Origin of the sequence: Paraburkholderia sediminicola (assembly GCF_046026855.1) — a bacterium.
Taxonomy (GTDB): domain Bacteria; phylum Pseudomonadota; class Gammaproteobacteria; order Burkholderiales; family Burkholderiaceae; genus Paraburkholderia; species Paraburkholderia sediminicola_A.
Genome location: NZ_JAQQET010000010.1, coordinates 13,275 through 32,771, shown reverse-complemented (window position 1 = coordinate 32,771; position 19,497 = coordinate 13,275). Strand labels below are relative to the sequence as shown.

Below are 19,497 nucleotides of genomic sequence, written 5' to 3'. Positions count from 1 at the left end.
TTTACGTTACCTTTTGAATGTGCCTGAGCCGGTTCACCGGCCGCTCGTGTTCGTACTCGTATTTGCGTTCGTCACGGTTTGTTCGATCCTGCCCAGCCGCACGACGGTGACGCCTGGGCGTAATTGCCGCAGCGACGGCATCACGAGCATGCAGTTGTCGTAAGGCGTGGTTACTGCTTCGCCGTTCGACCAGCCGATAACCGCGCCCGCATCCGGAAAGATTTCCAGGCCGGTGTAGGGCGCCGCGAAACGAAAATCCATACTGGTCGCCACCACCGGCTGCGTCACGCGGACGATGTGCTGAACGGGTGGCAGCGGCGCCAGCCAGCCGTCCGGCAGATCGGCTTCGTCGACCACGCCGGCCAGCAGCAGGAAGCGTGCGGTCGTATCGCGCGCCACGGCAACCGCGCTTTGCTCCCAGTGCTGACCGCATTCAATCAGCAACGCGTTTTTCGTGCTATCGGCGTCGCCGAAGCCCTCGTAATCACGCATGCGGCGGCCTTCGGGATGGCCCTCGTCGCAGATTACCGTGGCGGGTGTGCCGAGACGCACGGCAAGGTCAATGCCTTTCTGCAGCGGTCCCGCCACGATCAGCGGCTTGCACTTCTCATGCATCGAATGCAGATCGAGCAGCGCGTCGACCGTGTCGATCACCGGGCGCATCTCGCGTGCGCGGGCCAATTCGCTCGACGTGCGCGACGTATCGTCGAGCACTGCGGCGGTCCACACGCGATTGAAGTCCTGATCGACGAAGCGGGCGGCATCGGGCTTTGTTGAATCGAAGCGCTGATAGGCAGCGACGTTCGCAAAGCCTAGCGTCAGGCGCCCGCGACGCGGCCTCAAAGCGCGGCGCAGCAGTTCGTCGACGACGATCGCGCCGCACACTTCGTTGCCGTGCGTGAGCGCGTTGATCATCACATGCGGTCCCGGCACGCCCGAGTCGAACGTATGAACGTAGGCGATGCCGGACGACGACTGTTCGTGTGCCGAAATATCGGGGAATTCGACTTCGATGGGATAGGCTTCCATGCTCATTCGAGAGGGTCCTTGCAGAAGGTTGGGGTCGAGAGGCTCAGGCGAGTTTCGCCGCGATTGCCTGACCGACCTCGGTGGTGTTCGCCTTGCCGCCGAGGTCGCCGGTATGCGGGCCTTCGATCAGCGTCGCTTCGATCGCCGCGAGAATCGCGTCGTGCGCCTCACGTTCCGTACCTTCGTGATTGCCGAGGAAGTCGAGCATCATGGCGGCCGACCAGATCATCGCAATCGGATTGGCGATGTTCTTGCCGGCGATGTCGGGCGCCGAACCGTGCACCGGTTCGAACAGCGACGGAAACTTGCGCTCCGGATTCAGATTGCCCGACGGTGCGAGGCCGATCGTGCCCGTGCAGGCAGGACCGAGATCGGACAGGATGTCGCCGAACAGATTGGTTGCGACGACCACGTCGAAACGGTCCGGGTTCAGCACGAAGCGCGCGCAGAGAATGTCGATATGCTGCTTGTCCCACGTCACATCCGGATATTGCGCCGCGACACCGGCCGCGCATTTGTCCCACCACGGCATGCTGATCGCGATGCCGTTGCTCTTCGTCGCCACGGTGATCTTCTTGCGTTCGCGCCGTTGCGCGAGATCGAACGCGAACTTCAGCACGCGCTCGCTGCCGTGCCGCGTGAACACGGATTCCTGCAGCACGAACTCACGCTCCGTGCCTTCGAACATCACGCCGCCCACCGACGAATATTCGCCTTCGGTGTTTTCGCGAACGATCCAGAAATCGATGTCGCCCGCCTTGCGGCCCGCGAGCGGCGAAGGCACGCCAGCGAAGAGCCGGGCAGGGCGCAGGTTGATGTACTGATCGAACTCACGCCGGAATTTCAGCAGCGAGCCCCACAACGAGATATGGTCGGGCACCGTGTCGGGCCAGCCGACCGCGCCGAACAGAATCGCGTCGGCGGATTGCAACTGGGTTTTCCAGTCGTCCGGCATCATCTTGCCGTGTTTGGCGTAGTAATCGCAGCTTGCCCATTCGATGTGCTGATACTCCAGCTCGATGCCGAAGCGCTTTTTTACTGTATCCAGCACGCGAATGGCTTCCGGCATCACTTCGACGCCGATACCGTCGCCGGGTATGACCGCAATCCGATAGGTCTTCGACATGTTCCTGCTCCTCCATTAAGGCGTTCGACGTTTCAACGATTCGACGGGGCTTATTTTATTCCTGCCGTTTGAGCATAAAATAGTCGCTTTAGTTAAGTCACTGTGCACGATTCGTGTACAAACTCATTTGCGACCAGGCGACCTATGAATGCCAATCCGTCACCCGACCTCGGCGATTTGCGTGTGTTTTGTGAAGTGGCGCGCAAATCGAGCTTCAGCGCGGCGGCGGAGGCGCTGTCGGTGTCCGCGGCGTATGTCAGCAAACGCATCAACGTGCTCGAGACTACGCTCGGTACGCGTTTATTGCACCGTTCCACCCGGCGCGTCGCGATTACCGAGGCCGGCGAGCGTGTCTATACGTGGGCCGAAAAGATTCTCGACGACGTCGACCAACTGGTGGAAGACGTCTCCACCACGCGCCGCATTCCGGGCGGCAAGCTGCGTATTTCAAGCAGCTTCGGATTTGGCCGCCGTTTCGTCGCGCCCGCGCTGGCCCGGTTCTCCGAGCGGTATCCGCAATTGAGCGTGCGGCTCGATCTGTTCGACCGTCTCGTCGACGTGGGGGGCGAAGGCTTCGACCTCGATATCCGCATTGGCGACGAAATCGCGCCGCATCTGATTGCCAAACGGCTGGCGTCGAATCATCGGGTGCTGTGCGCGTCGCCCGGCTATCTTGCGCGGCATGGCACGCCGAGGCAACTCGCTGATCTGTCGTCGCACGCGTGTCTCGCGATCAAGGAGCGCGACCATCCGTTCGGTCTGTGGCGGTTGAATGTGCGCGGCGAAGCGGCGTCGATCAAGGTCACGGGACCGTTGTCGACCAATCACGGCGAAGTGGCGGTGCAATGGGCGATGGCGGGGCGCGGGATCGTGCTGCGTTCGATGTGGGATGTGCGGCCACTGCTCGACAGCGGCCAGTTGCAGCAGGTTCTGCCCGAGGTCACGCAACCGGCGAACCTGTGGGCGGTGTACCCGGCGCGGCTCGCGCAGTCGGCGAAAGTGCGGGTGTGTGTCGACTTTCTGAGCGAGGAGTTCGCGCAATGGAGTCCACCGCCTGAGACGCCGCCGGCGACCTGAATTCAAGCCTGCCTGGCGCCCGATGAGAACGGCATTCAGGCGTCTGGCCCTACAGATCAGAGTTCCAGGCGGTAACCCACGCCGTACACCGACGCGATAGGCTCGCTATCCGGCCGGGCTCCCTGCAGCTTGCGGCGCAGGTTCTTGATATGGCTGTCGATCGTGCGGTCGGTGACCACCCGGTGATCCGCATAGAGATGACTCAGCAGGTAGTCGCGGGGAAAAATGCGTCCCGGCGATTTCATCAGCAGCGCGAGGAGCCGCAATTCAAGAGGCGTGAGCTTGAGCTCCTTGCCGTCGAGTAAGGCACGATGAAACTGCTCGTCGACTTCGAGGCCGTGTGGCGCCGGTGGCAAACCGTCCGCTGTCGTAGTCGCATTCGCGGCGGCAGGTGTTGCACGGCGCAGGATCGCCTTGACGCGCGCTACCACTTCGCGGGGGCTGAATGGCTTGCAGACGTAATCGTCGGCACCGATCTCGAGACCCAGCAGGCGGTCGATTTCGTCGATACGTGCGGTCAGGATAATGACGGGCAATACGGAAAATTGCCGTAGCTCGCGGCAAATATCCATGCCGCTGCGCCCGGGCAGCATGAGGTCGAGCAGCATCAGCGCCGGCGGCGTTGAGCGAATGAAAGGCATTACCTGGTGGCCGTCGTCGAGGATCGTGGTGGCGAAGCCCTCGAGGTGCAAATACGCTTCGAGCACGGCGGCGAGCTTCGGTTCATCCTCAACGATCAGGATGTGCGGCGGGTGCCCTTCGTTCATGTTGTCAGTCTCCTTCCGGCGGAAAGCGGGCAGTGATCCAGACGCCGCCTAGTGGCGAGTCACGGGCGTCGATCGTGCCGCCATGCGCCGTCACTATAGCGTGACATAGCGAAAGGCCCAGACCCGCGCCACCGTTCTGACGGCTGCGTGATTCGTCCACGCGATAGAAACGGTCAAACAGGTGTTTGAGGGCGACCTCGGGCACACCGGGCAGCGAGTCCTGCACGTCAAGTTGCCAACCGCTGGCGCTCTGCGAAAGCGACACCTGCACGTGGCCGTCCGGATCGGTATAACGCAAAGAATTCTGCAGCAGATTTTTCAGCAGTTGTACGAAACGCGCGGGATCGACCGCGAAAGTGGTGCTGGCCATTTCCGGCGCGCAGCTCAGGTCGAGCTCGATTCGTTTCGCCTTGAACGACTCCCGCATGGCCTCGATCGAAGCCCGCGCCAGTTGCCCGACATGGGTCGGGGTCTTGCGATAGCTGAGTGCGCCGACGTCGCTCAGAGAGAGCTCGTATAGGTCCTCGATGAGCTTGTTGAGCATGTTCACTTCAGTTTGCAGCGAAGTGAGCGAATCGCGGTTGAACACATGGACCCCGTCTTCTATGGCTTCCAGTTCGCCGCGGAGCACGGCGAGCGGTGTGCGCAACTCGTGTGAAATATCCGCAATGAAATCGCGCCTGGAGCGCTCGGTTTTTTGCAGCGAATCGGCCAATACGTTGAAGTCGCCCGCGAGCCGGCCAAGCTCGTCGCGTCTGCCGGCCGGCACCCGCGTTGTGTAGTCTCCGCCGGCAAGCCGGTGGGTCGCATTCATCAAGCGCTTCACCGGCGCGAGAACGATGCGCGCCAGTACTAGCGCGACGAGCGCCGCGAGCACGACAGCGACACCCGCGATCTCCCAGGTCGCGCGCTTCTGCTGCGCCTGGAATGCGATGTCCGCAGCGTCCGAAAGGGTGTCGGGTCCGCTTACGGCAAGCCAGCCCACTACCTTGCCGCCGTAGACAACCGGTCTCATTGTGCTGCCGGGGGGCGGCGGCTGGCCGGTGCTCGCCACGAGTTCGTGGCTGGCGTCGAAGAGTGTGACGGGCGGCCCCTCGGGCGGCGTATCACGAGCCGCACCGTCACGCGACGGTGGCGAGGAGGGCGGCGGCATCAAAGGGGCTGGAGGGGGCGCCCGGTCATAGCGACTGTCGCCGCTCACGACACTGCTTGCCGAAACACGGTCCCGGTCCATTGCGATGTCCGCATTGGACGGCGGCGCCGGTGGCAGGCGCATGCCCCAGTGCGGACCTTCGGACGGGCCTGAGAGCGGCCCGAGCAGTTGCTGGACGCTGCCGCTCCCGGGAAAGGTTCGCCAGCCCGGAAGCTTGCCTGTCTGCGCGGTGGCGAGTTCTTCGCGCAGGGCGTCATGGGCGGCGCCGTCCAGCAGCGCGAGCCATGCGTCGGGATGATCCCGCAGGAAATTCCAGTTGCCGTGAGCGGCGTATTCGCTGGTGACCTTCGCCATGACGGCCTTGATGCGTCCGGCGTTGCGCTCCCGAACATAGTGCAGGAAGCCGTTTTCGAAGCTCACGCGCAGGGCGTAGCCCATTGTTAAAGAAATCGCCAGGCAGGCGACCAGTACTGCGAGGAACATCTTCCAGGTAATGCCAAAGCGCATGTTGAGTCGCGGCTGTTGCCGGATGCGCGAAAGAAAGGTCCCGAAAGGGCGGCCTGGACGAATTCGGACGGTTTCACTTTGCATGGCTGAATTTTAGATGAATGCCAGGTCAATCCGCGGTTGCCGGCGAATCTCCACAACTTCTCCATCCTTTCTTCGCTGTGTCTGCGCGTTGTCTGGCTATGATGGTACGGCACTTTTACGGTGGCCTGACAAAGAGGCCATCTCCGGTGGTCAGTTCCGTCAGTGGAGCATTCTCATGCAAGTCGCCTCATCTGTAAGCCACGCCGAGTCGCGCGGTTTCCGGCCCGGCCGAAAGTCAGCCGCCACTGCCAGCGCTCGCGGCAAGGCTGAAAACGGTGTTAGTGCAGCACGGGCAGCAGACGTCGTGAAGATACGCGGTTGCCGCGTTTCCGCGCCGCTCATGCAACTGTGGGGCGAGTGTTGCCGGATCGTCGAGTGGATCGACCGCAGCGGCGAGTATTCCTGCATTGCCGTGCGAGGCGACGCGACCGTGGCCGAAATCAGGGAGTGTGTGCGTCTGCATCGCAGCGGCCAGCGTCATACCCTGACGGACGACCCCGCCACGCCTGCGGGCCGCGTGCGTCTGCGGCGCGCCTGAGCGCTGTCTAATCTCGTTGTCGCAAGCATTTCAGTCAATCAGGAAGGGATTGTAATTTAGCCAAAAAAACTTCGGTGTCCTATGGCTGTCTGACTCCCAAGATCAACTCTGAGCATTCCCCTATGCGTATCCTCATACTCGTTCTGGCCGTGGCGTCGATCTGTTCTCCTTCGATCCTCCATGGGTTGCGCCTGGAGGGCGCCAATGCTTTTGCACCCGGTAATGGCAGCGGCCCGCCGGGTATCGGGGATGATCTGCGCGGGTGCGCCTCACGGCCCCACTATGCCTCGGGGTTCAGGCCAATCGTTCCAGCGGATTTCCACTACGGGTTCGGTGGCTTGCTGGCAGCGACCGGTGACATGTATGCCGATTATTTCGGCGACTCAGACATAATCGACGTGATCGACGCCGCAATGACGTTACCCATCATGCAGCTAGCCGTGGCGGAAGGTCAGAAGTAGGATTGCATGGCTGCATAGCAGCATGCATGAAAAGCGCTACACGATGCTGCTCACGGGCATCTCTCAGTACCCTCCATCGTGCAACGTAGGCGTTATATCTTTTCTACGACGCGAGTTGCAAATCAATCGTTCTTCAAGTCGATCCGGCCGTTATACGGCCTCGATGCTTCGTTCGCCAAACTCCCTGTGTCCGGCAATACTCGCGTTTTCGCGCGCTCCATGCGTGGACGATGATTCCGACGATGGCACAAACATATAGCCTCGTCCGCGCAAGGTCTGAATGAACCTGGGGGCGGACGGATCGGCCTCTATTACGCCACGCAAGCGGCAGACTGCAACATCCAGGCTGGCCTTCTGACTCTCCGCCCTTCCTAGCTGGCTGTTGACCATCGAGCGGGTCAATATTCGCATCGGATTGCTTGCGAATAGTTTGAGTAAGGCAAATTCGCCGGATCGCAGCGAGATTTCGCAGCCGTCCTTGACCAGACGTCGTGTAGCAAAGTCTATCTGGTAGCTGCCGAACGACACCTTCTCACGGATTTCCGGCGCATCGCAAAGCGCCCGGTTGTTGCGTTGCACGGCGCGCTTGATCCTGGCGGTCAATTCGTATGGATCGACGGGGTCGACGATATAGTCGTCCGCACCCAATTCGAAAGCGACGATTTTGTCGACGATCTCATCGGAGGTGCTTTGGACGAAGATGGGCATGTCGTAGCCCCCTAAGCGCAGTTGCCGCAGCGCCTCTCGCGCCTCCGCCATCGGCGACTCGGCGCGCAATAGAATCGCAGACGGACACTCCAGTTCCACCCTGCTGACAAGCTGAGCCGCGCTATACAGTACTGAGAGCGTGATCTGATTCTTGTGAAGGTGAAAGCGCAACTGATCCCGGACTGATTGATCCGGTTCGACTACAAGAAGGCTGATAGTCATGATTCTGCAATACCTCCAAACCGGAATCGACGAAGGCAGTCCGTGCGATATTCACGGCCGGTAACTCGCCACTTTGGAACGACATATCGAACTCAGAAGGCGGACCGTATGCGGTCACCCTGATGATGAGCAAATGATAAGTACTAATGTCGCAGCAACAATGGCGAATTTGAGGAGACTTTGTGAAGTCGGAGCAGGAGGGCGAAGATGCGGCGCTTTGAACGGGCCGCGAAGCGATTCATGTCAGGCAGGCGCCTGGCAATACGACAGAACTGGCTATGTGACACCCGCGGTCGCTATACAACGACCGCGGTCGTAGCTGATCAGAACGATGTGCCGATCTGGAACTGGAATACCTGGTACTTGTCGGTGGAATGTTTGATCAACGGGAAGCCAAGCGACAGCTTGAGCGGGCCGATCGGCGAAATCCACTCGAGACCCGCGCCGTAGCTGTATCGCAATCCGTTGGCGCCTGTGCTGTTGCCTTCGCTGCCCCAGACGTTACCCGCATCGAGGAAGGTGAAGACGCGCAGCGTTCGGTCCCAGCCGCTGCCGGGCAGCGGGAATGTCATCTCGACATTGGCCACGGCCATGCGCGAGCCGCCGATCGGATCGCCGGTCGTTTTATCGGTCGGTCCGAGCGAACCCGATTCATAGCCGCGTACCGAGCCGATGCCGCCCGCGTAGTAGTTCTTGAAGATCGGATAGACCTTTCCGTCAAAGCCGTTGCCGTAGCCGCCCTGAAGATTCAGACCGAGAATGAACCCGCGTGAGAATGAATAGTAATACTGCGCCTGAAGGTCCGCCTTGTAATACTCGGTGCCGCCTGCGGGTGTACCGACCTCGCTATTGCCCTGCAGGAAATAGCCGCGGCTAGGTACCAACGCGCTGTCGCGATTGTCGCGGGCCCAGCCTGTCGTGATCGGCACATTGTTCACCACATGACCGAATTCGGCGACGTAATCCTTGTAGCTCTGAGGCGTGGAGGAATCGATAGACAAGCGGTTCTGCTCGAGGCCGACGCCGAAATAGACGGTGTCGGCTTCGGAAAACGGAATGCCGAACTTCAGATCCGCGCCCACGGTAACGATCTTGAAACTCGTATCCGTATAGTAATAGAGCGGATAGCTGGTGCGGTAATAGACGTCGGTGATCCGCTTGATGCCGTCCACCGTGAAGTATGGGTCGACCTGGGTGAGCGTCAAGGTACGGTACGTCTTTGCCGTGTTCACGTTCAAGGCGAGACTGGTGCCGGAACCGAACACATTGTCCTGCGAGATGCCGGCCGACAACACCACCTTGTCCGTCGACGAAAAGCCCGCGCCCAGCGTGATCGCACCGGTCGGTTTTTCGGTCACTTTCACGTCTACATCCACCTGATCCGGCGAGCCCTCCACGGGCACCGTGGTCACGTCGACATCGGTGAAGTAGCCAAGGCGGTTGACCCGGTCTTTCGACAACGCGAGCCGGTTCGAATCGAACCATGAGCTTTCGAGTTGCCGCATTTCGCGGCGCACTACTTCGTCGCGCGTGCGTGTGTTACCGACCACGTTGACGTGACGCACGTACACACGGCGGCTCGGGTCCACTTGCAGCGTGAGATCGACCGTATGATGTTCCTGATCGATCTTCGGCAAGGCATTGACCGTGGCGAACGCATAACCATATTCGCCCAGTCTGTCGACAATGGCCTTGGTGGCGGCCTGAAGTTTTTCAGCGGAGAAACGTTCGCCGGGTTTGATGTTGACCAGTCTGGTCAGTTCCGCCTCGCGATCCAGCAGGTTGCCCGCGAGCCTGATCGACGAAATCGTATACGGCTGGCCTTCATGCAGCGTGACCGTGAGATACATCTCCTTCCTGTCCGGCGTAAGCGATACCTGGGTCGACTCGATGTTGAACTCCAGATAGCCGCGGTTCAGGTAGTACGAGCGAATGTGCTCCAGGTCACCGGTCAGTTTGTCTTTTGCGTACAGGTCGTTCTTCGTGTACCAGGAGAACCAGTTCGGCGTGGACATCTGCATTTCGTCGCGTAACGTGTCCGTGCTGAATACGCTATTGCCGATGAAGTTGATCTGGCGGATCTTCGCGCTCGGGCCTTCGGCGACCGAGAACAGTATCGCCACCCGGTTGCGGTCGATCGGCGTGATCGTGGTGGTGACCTCGGCGGCGTAATATCCGCGCGTCAGATACTGGCGCTTCAGTTCCTGCTCGGATTTATCGACCAGCGCCTTGTCGTAGTAGCGGCCTTGCGACAACCCAACCGAACTGAGCGCCCTGGTCAGGTTTTCCTTGTCGAATTCATGAATACCGGCGAAGTCGATCGTACCCACCGCCGGACGTTCCTGAACCTGAACGACGACGATATTGCCTTCAGCCGAAATGCGTACTTCGTTGAAGAAGCCGGTGGCATAGAGTGCGCGAATGGCTTCTGAGGCCTTGTCGTCGCTAAACATGCTGCCTTGTTTGATCGGAAGATAGGCAAGCAGGGTGCCGGGTTCGATGCGTTTGAGTCCTTCTATCCGGATGTCTGTCACGACGAAAGGCTGTGCGGCGTGGGCCGCCCCGGTGGTCAGCGTGATGCCGGCGAGCGAGAGCGCGCCCACGATACGGCTCGTTAAAGCTTGAAGATTCATCTTGGGGTTCTGTCCTGATGCAGCGCGCGAAGCGCAAACGAGAACGCTCGACAGCGAGCGATGCATTCGAAACGACGTTCCATTGCCCGGGAAAGCGCGAAGTATAGGATCGTGTTTCGGTGCTAACCGCCGCTGAAAAATTTCCGCCCATTAGGCTTGCTGACGTGCGCAGCGCGCGCCTGCTCAGGCTGGCGCGGATTACAACGGGCGTGTCGAAATAATGCGTTACAGATCCAAAGCGGGCGTAGTGCGCGCGTAACCTGGCGCCGTGCTTGCGCTGGTATCGTGAAATGGTCAACTTCCGCTACCTTCGTAGCACCCTTTGGAGAGCTGATCATGATCGAATTTCTTTCACCGGCGGTTCTTTCGGCTGTCCTGCGCGTCAGTTCATCGCCGATCTTTTCAATGCATCTGGCCATGGCGTCGATGCGTACGCTGCGCGACGTGCCCGGCAGCGCGGCGGAGAGCAGTGCAGTTGACCACGCCGTGGGCACGCAGGAGGGTGCACGCCGTGTCTGAGCCGTCGACCTTCATGCTGAATTCGATCACCGACATGCAATTGACAGCGGATGGCCAATATCTGCTGATACACGGCAATCAGCCCACGGCGGCACTTCACCGTTCGGTGCTCAAGGAGCTGCTGGTGGCGCTGCCGAATGCCATCGAGCACGCCGACCGCGTGATTCATAACAATCAGGAAATGGGTTTCGCCTTGCACTGCCAGGGCTGGGAAGTCGGCAGGCTGAACGGTATGGAAATGGTGGTGATCCGTTTCCGTCTATCCGGTACCGCGGGATTATCGTTTTCGTTGCCCGCGGACCAGATTCCCTATTTGCTGCAGGCGTTGGGTGGTGCAGCGAGCGGGGCAGGCGTGGCGGAACCCCGCGCTAACGACGTCACACTCCAATAGCGCCAGGCGCACTCGCCGCTGTTCATCCTGACGCAAGTCAGGGCTTTGGTTCGCCTTACTGCATCTGCCATCCTTTCCAATACTTACCTGTTTTGATACTACGCGGTGTATTTCGACGCCTACGCTTAAGGCCTCTCGTTTCTTTCATGCTGGGTACGGCGGGATGCGTGCCGCTTGCCGGATATGCGCAACTGGTCGGCGCGTCTGCGATCCCGGAACCGCTCGACGGCGTCTGGAGCCTGCGGCTTGATCCGCAACTGACCGAGCAGCTCTTACGGCCGGGCGACAAACCCGTTACCTCGGTCATTGCCGATTCGGTGACCACGACGACCGACACGGACGTTGCGCTGAAAGGTCACGCGCAACTGCGGCGCTATGCGTCGATCGTTAAGGGCGATGCGTTGCACTACGACGTCGATAGTGACAAGGTCGATGCCTATGGGCAGGTGCGGCTGGTCGACAATGGCAACGTGTTCGACGGCCCCGACGCGCATTTTTACGTCGACGCCAATGAAGGCTACATGAGCGTGCCCAAATACCGGTTTCATCTGACCGGAGGGTGGGGTAGCGCCCAGCGGGTGGATCTGGTCGATAACGAGCGCACCGTTGTTCACCACGGTACGTATAGCACCTGCCAATGCGAGTCGGATCCCGCGTGGTATCTGAAGGCATCCGAATTCGATATCGATAGCGGCAGTGACGAGGGGATCGCGCACAACGGTGTGCTGTTTTTCCAGGGTGTGCCGCTGATGGCGAGCCCGTGGCTATCGTTTCCCTTGTCCGGCGCGCGGCGCAGCGGTTTCCTGCCGCCGACGTTCTCGATGAGTTCGACCAATGGCGTCGACGTCGCGTTACCGTATTACTTCAATCTCGCGCCGAACTACGATCTGACGCTGACGCCTCGCATCATGTCGAAACGAGGCGAGATGTTGACGGCGGACTACCGCTATCTGCAGCCGAACGATTCGGGAACGATCTCGGTTGCGTGGTTGCCACACGATGAGATCACGAAAACCGACCGTTATTCGATCGCGCTGAATCAGACCTGGAAACTGGGCTCAGGCTTTGGCGCTTACGTGAACTACAACCGGGTGTCGGACTCGACGGTGGTGACCGATCTCGCCTCGGGTATCGCATTTCCCACGGGGTCCACCACGCTGTATCAGCAGGAAGCGGGTTTGACTTACTCAAACGGGCCGTGGAGCGTGCTGGCTCGCGAGCAACGTTGGCAGGCTTTTACAAGCGACTCGACCTATAACCGCGAACCGCAGGTCAATGTTAAGTACGCGCGCTACAACGTGGGAGGTTTCGACTTCGGCGCCGAAGCGGATGCGACGCGCTTCACGATCTCGTCGGCCGACGCGACACAGGGCAGCCGCTTCGTTTTCAACCCTTACGTCAGCTATCCGATCGAGCGTCCCGGCTGGTTCATCACGCCGAAGCTCGCATGGCATTTCGCCGCGTATGACCTGACGACAATCGGATCGGATGCGCCCGCCGGGCAGCCGAAGACGTTCGATGTCAACGTGCCGACCTTCACCCTCGATTCGGGAATGCGCTTCGAACGAAACGTGCGGCTCTTCGGGCAATCGTACATTCAGACGCTCGAGCCGAGGCTGTTCTATGTCTATACGCCTTACCGCAACCAGACGTTCGCGCCGTTGTTCGATACGGCGACCGCCGATTTCGGGCTGGCGGAACTGTTCATGCCCAACAGCTTTGTTGGCAATGACCGGGTGTCCGATGCCAACCGTCTCACGGCTGCACTGACGACGCGTTTCATCGATGCGTCGAGCGGCGACGAACGGGCCCGTTTCGTCCTTGCGGAGCAGTACGACTTTCGCACACCACGCGTGACCCTCAACACAGACGATCCAATCGGCACCGTTGCGCGCACGAGTGTGATTGCCGGCGCGTCGTACAAGGTGGGCCCGGGCATTTCAGCGGAACAGGCGGCGGAATACAGTCAGGCCAACCACTACCTGACAAATGCGGAAGCTGGTTTTGGCTGGTCGCCGGCCTCGAAACAGGTGTTGAATGTCGCGTATCGCTACACGCGCGCCAACAGCACGCTCGACTATCAACCGGTCAATCAGTTCATCGTGTCGGAGCAATGGCCGCTATTGCACAACGTGGTCAGTGTCGCGCGTGTCAATTACGACATGAGCACGCATCGGCTGATCGCAGGCTTGCTGGGGCTTCAATACGATGCCGATTGCTGGTCGCTCGGCGTCGCGTTCGAGAAATACACCAACGCGACGAGCTCAACCACGTCGCCCAGCACCGGCACGCGCGTGTTGATGCAGCTCCAGCTCAAAGGTTTTTCGCAGGTCGATAACGGTTTGCTCAATCAGTTTCGCGCGAGCGTGCCGGGTTATACACCCGCGACAACGGAAAGCGAACCGGTATCCCGGTTTAGCGATTATCCGTAGAACAGGCTCTTGTACTAGTTGTGGTTCTGCGAGAACAAGGTTTCGAGCGGGTAGTGACTTTTCACGAACGGCGACTTGATGATCACGTAGCTGAAATATTTCTCGATGCCGATATCGCGCTCCAGCAGGCCCTCGACGATGCTTTGATAATGGCTCACGCTACGCGTGACGAACTTCAGCAAATAGTCATAGCCGCCGCTCGCCAGATGGCACTCGACGATCTCGTCGACGTCTTTGATCGCATTCACGAACTTGATGAAGTCTTCCCGCCGATGATCGGCGAGCGTGACTTCAGTGAACACGATCTGCACGTCGCCGAGTTTTTCGAGCTGGATCTGCGCACCGTAGCCGATGATGTAGCCGGCTTTCTCCAGACGCTTGACGCGAATCAGGCAAGGACTGGGCGAAAGGCCGACCGCGTCGGCAAGCTCGACGTTCGTTATGCGGCCTTTCTTCTGCAACTGTGAAAGTATGCGCAGGTCAATCCGGTCCAGCTTGCTGTCGCTGCTCATCGTAACGTTATCGCTCCGGCGATGGGTAAAAGGGTCTCGAAGGGCCCTCTACTCTAGCACGCAGTGGCATGAATTTTGACCTTCAGCGCGGCCCGGACATCGGCTTCTCCGAGAACGTCGTCGAGGGTTTTTTCGAGGCGCTCGAACATCAGGTCGAACTCCGCTTCCGTGTACGACAGCGCTGGCGCGAAACCAAGAATATTGTCGCCGAACGCGCGGAAAATCAGGCGGTTTTCATACGCGGCGGCAGCGATCCGATCGGACAGTTTCAGCGCGGGATCGAAGCCTGCCTTGCTGTCTTTGTCCGATACGAGTTCAAGCGCACCGAGCAGGCCGCGATGGCGCGAATCGCCCACTAGCGGGTGCGCGAGCAACGCATCGAGGCCGCGTGCAAAACGTGGGGCACGGGCCACGCCGTTCGCGAGCAGGCCGCCTTCGTGATACAGGCGCAGCACTTCAAGACCGATTGCCGCGCTGACCGGATGCGCCGAATACGTATGGCCGTGACCGACAACCGCTTCGGCGTCGCCATCGGCAATGCCCTGATAGATTTCGTCGGACATCAGCACGGCGCCCATCGGCGCATAGCCGGCGGTCAAGCCCTTTGCCACCGTCATCAGATCCGGTTCGACGTTTTCGCCCTGGCACGCGAATAGCGGACCCGTACGACCGAATCCGGTGATGACTTCATCGGCGACGAACAGAATCCCGAGCTTACGGCAACGCTCACGCATCGCTTTCAACCAGCCGACCGGCGGCACGATTACGCCGCCCGAGCCCTGAATCGGTTCGCAGAAAAAGGCTGCAACGTTGTCCGCGCCGAGTTCGGCCACCTTGGCGTCGAGCGCGGCAACCGAGGCGGCGATCAGCGCAGCGTCGTCGGCGAAATCGTTGCGGTACGCGTACGGAGAGGGCAGATGATGCTGGTTCGGCAGCGGCAGATCGAAATTGCGGTGAAATGCGGGCAACGCCGTGAGCCCCGCGCCCATCGTCGATGAGCCGTGGTAGCCGCGTTGCAGCGCGATGATGTGCTTCTTCGACGGCCGGCCTGTCGCGTTGAAGTAGTGCGTGATGAAACGGATGGCCGAATCGACCGCATCGGAACCCCCGAGCGTGAAATACACGTGCTGGAGGGAAGCGGGCGACACTTCCACCAGTTTTTGCGCCAGTTCGATCGCGGGGGCCGAGCCGAAATGGAAATAGCCGGTGGCGTAGGGCAGTTTCTTCATCTGCTCGGTGGCGACGTCGACGATGCTCTGCTGACCGTAGCCCACATTGACGCACCACAGGCCGGAGAAGGCGTCGAGCAGCTCGTTGCCGGCCGCGTCGCGCAGGAACGCGCCGTTGGCGGACTCGAGGACGGTAACGCCGCGGGCTTCGTGCGTGCGGTAGTTGATGACCGGGTGAATCAGATGCTTGCGGTCGGCTTCAATGAGCGAATGGATCGGCATGATGGTTTCTCGTCGCGGAAAAGGGCTGTTGACCGTTCCATACTACTGACCCATGACGATCACCTGCTCACCTAAACAATTGCCTGAAAAGCGCGCCCGACGCGTTTTGATGTACGGCCTTAGCATTTTCTGCTGCGGACGCTGAAAAGCCGCGCCGGTAGGCGTTCCATTTAGCGCCGCGCTCAATATCCCTGGGTCCGGTCAACCTGACCGAGCATCGGCAGACCTTCGCGATGGCGGCGCAGATTCTCGAGCACCACGTCGACGGCGCTTTCGGGCCGCGTCGAGCTGGCGATATGGGGCGTGATGCGTACGCGTGGATGTGTCCACAACGGATGACCGGCGGGCAGCGGCTCGGGATCGGTGACGTCCAGAATGGCGTTGTGCAACTGGCCGCTGTCCAGCGCCGCCAACAGATCCTGCTGATTCAGATGCGGACCGCGGCCCGTTTGAATCAGCGAGGCGCCGCGCGGCAGCTTCGCGAACAACGCGGCATTGAGCAGGCCGCGAGTGGCGGGCGTCAACGGCAACAGGCAGATCAGGATGTCGGTGCGGGCGAGAAACGCATCCAGGGCGCCTTCGCCTGCATGGCAATCGACGCCCTCGATCTCGCGCGGCGAACGGCTCCAGCCCGCGCAGGCAAAGCCGAACAAGCGCAGCCTTTCCAGCGCGGCTGTGCCCAGCACGCCGAGTCCGAGCACGCCAACGCGGCGAGCGCTGTCCAGCCCGAGCGGCAGTTCGCGCCAGATCTGCTGTTGTTGCTGCAGGCCATAGTCGAACAGATTGCGATGAATCGTCAGCACGGCTTGCGTGACGTATTCGACCATCCCTTCAACAATGCCGGGTTCGATCATCCGTACTACCGGCACATGCGCCGGCACGCCCGACAGGTCGAACTGGTCGATACCCGCGCCCACGGAAAACACGACTTCCAGGTTAGGGAAGGTGCGAGTGGGATCTTCCGGCGGTTGCCAGGCGGCGAGATAGCGCACCGCGGCGGGATCGCCAAGGTCGGGCCAGATGTGAAACGGCAGGTCCGGTGCTTTCTGCGCGAAGAGTGTGGCCCATTGCGCTCCGCGCGCCGGATCGGCTTTATAAAGGAAGGCCATATTGGATCAGCAGATCGCCTGGTTGATGATGCCGTACTGCAGATAGGGCGCGTCCTTGCCGGTGCCGCCGCCGTTGCTGGCATTGCCTGCACGTGCAGGATCAGCCGGCGCGGCCTGCCGAACCATTTTGACGACCGTGTCCACCCGCGGCAACCCCAACTGTTCCAGCCATTCGGTCAGCCCGCTCTCACCCGGCGTGTCGATGCGCACGAACACGCCTTCGTTGAGCGCCAGCCAGTGGCTGATCAGCGCCTTGGCGCGGCTCGAATCCGGCGACGCGGGCGTGACCACCGGTCCGATCGCAAAGCCCCGTCCGAAACGGCGAAACAATGCGAAGCCAACCAGCTCGCCGTCGTGATCGAGGGCGATGCCATCGGCGGCGCTCAGCAGTGCGGGCAAGACTTCGCCACGGTCCAGCCCGCTTGCCTGCGACGCCAGTTCGACCAGCCGCGCCGTATCGCTCGAACCGAGCGGGCGCAGGCGTTCGCCTGGCGGCAATGACACGAGCGGCGGCTGGAATGCGGCGCCCTGATGCTGGTCTAGCGTGCCGACCGCGCGAAAGCCGAGCTTTTCATACAAGGGCTGGCCCGCCGTGGTGGCATGCAGGAACGTGACCCGGCTGCCGAGTTCTTCCAGCACCAGATCCATCAATTTTCTACCGATGCCGCGCCCTTGCTGCTCGGGGGACACGATCACCATCCCGAGCGAGGCGCGGTCGGCACCGTATTTCCAGCACAGGGCGGTGCCGATCACGCCGCTCGCATCTTCCGCGACGAAACCCACGCCCAGTTGCGCCACGAATCGCCAGTCGTCCGCGCGATGCGGCCATTTGAGCTCGACTGTCAGCGCGTGCGCGGCGGCGATGTCGTCGTGGGTGAAGCGTCTATAGGTAATCGAATCGGACACGCCGGACTCCCTGAATGGCTAAAGGCTTACGCCGTCACTTTGTCATCCGGTGCGCGGTGTGACTAGGACGATCTTTTTATCTGGGGCGTTCGAAAGGGCCGCGTCGCAAATCGATGCAAAACGCCCCGTTTGATCGCTCATTACAGGCGCGTTCTGCTGCGCGGGGATTTTTGTCGGCGACATATGCCATGCCCGCGGCTCTACGATTTTGTCATGGCGGCGGCGTTATCAAAAAGCCCCCGCGCGGACCCTCAGCCAGTCACAAGGAAACTTTTCTCATGGACAGCTTCAATCCGGACGACGTCGCGATTCGCAGCGGACATTTCATCGGCGGCGAGTATGTCGATGGCGACGTGCGTAGCGGCGTGCGCAGCGACGTGCGTAGCGGCGAGCGCCGCATCGAGGTGGCACGCCCCTCGGACGGCGTGGTCTACGCCTCAGTGCCGCTTGCCGACGCCGGGATGGTGGATCGCGCGGTGGAGAACGCATGGCAGGCTTTCAGAACGAGCGGCTGGGCGCGGATGGCGCCGCGTGAGCGCGCGAAAATCCTGCGCCGTTTCGCCGAACTGGTCGAAGCCGACGCGCCGTTTTTAGGCCGGCTGGAAGCACTCGGTTCGACCCGTCCGATCGCTCAGGCGATTGGCTGGGACGTGCCCTTCACCGCAGAAGGCATTCGCTTCTACGCTGAATTCGCCGACAAGCTGGGCGGTGACGTGGCGGCGACCGATCACGACCATCTCGGTATGACGATCGCTGAGCCATACGGTGTGATCGGCGCAATCGCGCCGTGGAATTTCCCGTTGGTGATGGCGTCGTGGAAGATCGCGCCCGCACTGGCGGCGGGCAACGCGGTGGTGCTGAAGCCCTCGGAGATGACGCCGTTCTCGGTGTTGCGCCTCGCCGAGCTGGCTGTGCAGGCAGGCGTGCCCGCGGGCATCTTCAACGTGATCCAGGGTGACGGCCGTGTCACCGGCGACGAACTGGTGCGTCATCCGAAGATCAGCAAGGTCACCTTCACCGGTTCCACGCGTACCGGCTCCGCGATCATGGCGGCCTGCGCCCATAGCGGCACCAAACCGGTCACGCTGGAACTGGGCGGCAAGAGCCCGCAAATCGTGTTCGCCGACGCGCCGCGTCTCGACGACGTGGCACGGCGGATTGCCGGCGCCATTACCGGTAACGCCGGGCAGGTGTGTGTGGCGGGCTCGCGGCTGCTAGTCGAGCGAAGCCTGGCCGAGCCGTTAGCCGAGCGCATCGGCAAGGTTTTCGCCGAGTTGAAGCCCGGCGCGACGTGGGCCGCCGGCACCACGTTGTCACCGATCATCTCCGCGCCGCAGGCGGCGCGCATCGAAGGGATCGTTGGACGCACGCTGGAGGCGGGCGCGACGCTGCGCTATGGCGGCGTGCGGGCCGACGGCGGGGCAGGCGGTGCGTCGAGCGGCGCGTTCTATACACCGACGCTGCTCACGGACGTGACGGCTCACTCAGAGGCTGTGCGCGAGGAGGTCTTCGGTCCGGTGCTGACGTTGCAGACCTTCGATACTGAAGAGGAAGCGCTCTCGCTTGCGCAGCATCCCGAGTATGGCCTCGCTGCCGGCGTGCACACCGCTGATCTCGGCCGGGCGCTGCGCTTCGTGCGCGGCCTCGAGGCGGGGACGGTCTGGGTCAACCGCTATGGCCGGACCTCCGACTTCATGATCCCCACCGGCGGCTACAAGCGCTCCGGCATCGGCAAGGACCTCGGCCGCCAGGCGTACGAAGCAAACCTGCGTTTCAAGAGTCTGCTGATCGACCTGCGCGCCTGAGTGCGCGTCGCAACATCAATGCGGACGGGGCTTCCAGCCTGCTCACCGCAGACTGTGCTGCGCAACG

General features: G+C 61.2%; 17 protein-coding genes. 7 read left to right on the top strand and 10 right to left on the bottom strand.

What is annotated here, in order from left to right; translation table 11 throughout:
* Positions 1-33 precede the first annotated feature (33 nt).
* Both PQR40_RS12975 and PQR40_RS12970 read right to left on the bottom strand, forming a co-directional pair.
* Positions 34-1,035 (bottom strand): M14 family metallopeptidase, encoded by a 1,002-nt coding sequence (locus PQR40_RS12975; RefSeq protein ID WP_408509116.1) that lies wholly within the window; start codon positions 1,033-1,035, stop codon positions 34-36.
* Positions 1,036-1,072: 37 nt separating this feature from the next.
* Positions 1,073-2,155: a tartrate dehydrogenase gene (locus PQR40_RS12970; protein WP_408206979.1), complete on the bottom strand. Its 1,083-nt coding sequence runs from the start codon at positions 2,153-2,155 to the stop codon at positions 1,073-1,075.
* A gap of 144 nt (positions 2,156-2,299) precedes the next feature.
* Between PQR40_RS12970 and PQR40_RS12965 the strand changes: the two genes are divergently transcribed.
* The gene (locus tag PQR40_RS12965) at positions 2,300-3,232 is read left to right on the top strand and encodes a LysR substrate-binding domain-containing protein (protein ID WP_408509115.1); all 933 of its coding nucleotides are present in this window, start codon (positions 2,300-2,302) and stop codon (positions 3,230-3,232) included.
* Between the two features lie 56 nt (positions 3,233-3,288).
* Here PQR40_RS12965 and PQR40_RS12960 read toward each other — a convergent pair whose 3' ends face one another.
* Positions 3,289-3,999, bottom strand: coding sequence for a response regulator (locus tag PQR40_RS12960; protein WP_408509114.1), 711 nt, complete (start codon positions 3,997-3,999; stop codon positions 3,289-3,291).
* Positions 4,000-4,003: 4 nt separating this feature from the next.
* The gene (locus PQR40_RS12955) at positions 4,004-5,659 is read right to left on the bottom strand and encodes an ATP-binding protein (protein ID WP_408509113.1); all 1,656 of its coding nucleotides are present in this window, start codon (positions 5,657-5,659) and stop codon (positions 4,004-4,006) included.
* Positions 5,660-6,047: 388 nt separating this feature from the next.
* Between PQR40_RS12955 and PQR40_RS12950 the strand changes: the two genes are divergently transcribed.
* On the top strand, positions 6,048-6,281 hold the full coding sequence (locus PQR40_RS12950; protein ID WP_408392633.1) for a DUF2866 domain-containing protein: 234 nt from the start codon (positions 6,048-6,050) through the stop codon (positions 6,279-6,281).
* 122 nt (positions 6,282-6,403) lie between these two features.
* Positions 6,404-6,742 (top strand): hypothetical protein, encoded by a 339-nt coding sequence (locus tag PQR40_RS12945; protein WP_408229082.1) that lies wholly within the window; start codon positions 6,404-6,406, stop codon positions 6,740-6,742.
* 150 nt (positions 6,743-6,892) lie between these two features.
* Here the strand turns inward: PQR40_RS12945 and PQR40_RS12940 are convergent, their stop codons facing one another.
* Both PQR40_RS12940 and bamA read right to left on the bottom strand, forming a co-directional pair.
* Positions 6,893-7,672, bottom strand: a complete 780-nt coding sequence (locus PQR40_RS12940; protein ID WP_408509112.1) for a winged helix-turn-helix domain-containing protein — start codon at positions 7,670-7,672, stop codon at positions 6,893-6,895.
* Between the two features lie 323 nt (positions 7,673-7,995).
* Positions 7,996-10,305: an outer membrane protein assembly factor BamA gene (bamA, locus tag PQR40_RS12935; RefSeq protein WP_408336321.1), complete on the bottom strand. Its 2,310-nt coding sequence runs from the start codon at positions 10,303-10,305 to the stop codon at positions 7,996-7,998.
* A gap of 336 nt (positions 10,306-10,641) precedes the next feature.
* Between bamA and PQR40_RS12930 the strand changes: the two genes are divergently transcribed.
* The 3 genes from PQR40_RS12930 to lptD all read left to right on the top strand — a co-directional run bounded on the left by PQR40_RS12930 (position 10,642) and on the right by lptD (position 13,647).
* Complete coding sequence (locus PQR40_RS12930; protein WP_408229073.1) at positions 10,642-10,824, top strand: hypothetical protein; 183 nt, start codon at positions 10,642-10,644, stop codon at positions 10,822-10,824.
* On the top strand, positions 10,817-11,215 hold the full coding sequence (locus PQR40_RS12925; RefSeq protein WP_408336324.1) for a hypothetical protein: 399 nt from the start codon (positions 10,817-10,819) through the stop codon (positions 11,213-11,215). The genes PQR40_RS12930 and PQR40_RS12925 overlap by 8 nt, the downstream gene beginning before the upstream one ends.
* A gap of 146 nt (positions 11,216-11,361) precedes the next feature.
* Entirely contained in the window at positions 11,362-13,647 is a 2,286-nt protein-coding gene (gene lptD, locus PQR40_RS12920) for an LPS-assembly protein LptD (RefSeq protein ID WP_408509111.1), read from the top strand.
* Positions 13,648-13,661: 14 nt separating this feature from the next.
* Here the strand turns inward: lptD and PQR40_RS12915 are convergent, their stop codons facing one another.
* The 4 genes from PQR40_RS12915 to PQR40_RS12900 all read right to left on the bottom strand — a co-directional run bounded on the left by PQR40_RS12915 (position 13,662) and on the right by PQR40_RS12900 (position 17,625).
* Positions 13,662-14,159 (bottom strand): Lrp/AsnC family transcriptional regulator, encoded by a 498-nt coding sequence (locus tag PQR40_RS12915; RefSeq protein ID WP_120295970.1) that lies wholly within the window; start codon positions 14,157-14,159, stop codon positions 13,662-13,664.
* A 53-nt stretch (positions 14,160-14,212) separates the two neighbouring features.
* Positions 14,213-15,610: an aspartate aminotransferase family protein gene (locus tag PQR40_RS12910; RefSeq protein WP_408336330.1), complete on the bottom strand. Its 1,398-nt coding sequence runs from the start codon at positions 15,608-15,610 to the stop codon at positions 14,213-14,215.
* A gap of 182 nt (positions 15,611-15,792) precedes the next feature.
* A complete protein-coding gene (locus PQR40_RS12905; protein ID WP_408509110.1) occupies positions 15,793-16,719 on the bottom strand; it encodes a 2-hydroxyacid dehydrogenase in 927 nt (308 codons plus the stop codon).
* Between the two features lie 6 nt (positions 16,720-16,725).
* The gene (locus tag PQR40_RS12900) at positions 16,726-17,625 is read right to left on the bottom strand and encodes a GNAT family N-acetyltransferase (RefSeq protein ID WP_408509109.1); all 900 of its coding nucleotides are present in this window, start codon (positions 17,623-17,625) and stop codon (positions 16,726-16,728) included.
* Positions 17,626-17,903: 278 nt separating this feature from the next.
* Between PQR40_RS12900 and PQR40_RS12895 the strand changes: the two genes are divergently transcribed.
* A complete protein-coding gene (locus tag PQR40_RS12895; protein WP_408509108.1) occupies positions 17,904-19,430 on the top strand; it encodes an aldehyde dehydrogenase family protein in 1,527 nt (508 codons plus the stop codon).
* Positions 19,431-19,497 lie beyond the last annotated feature (67 nt).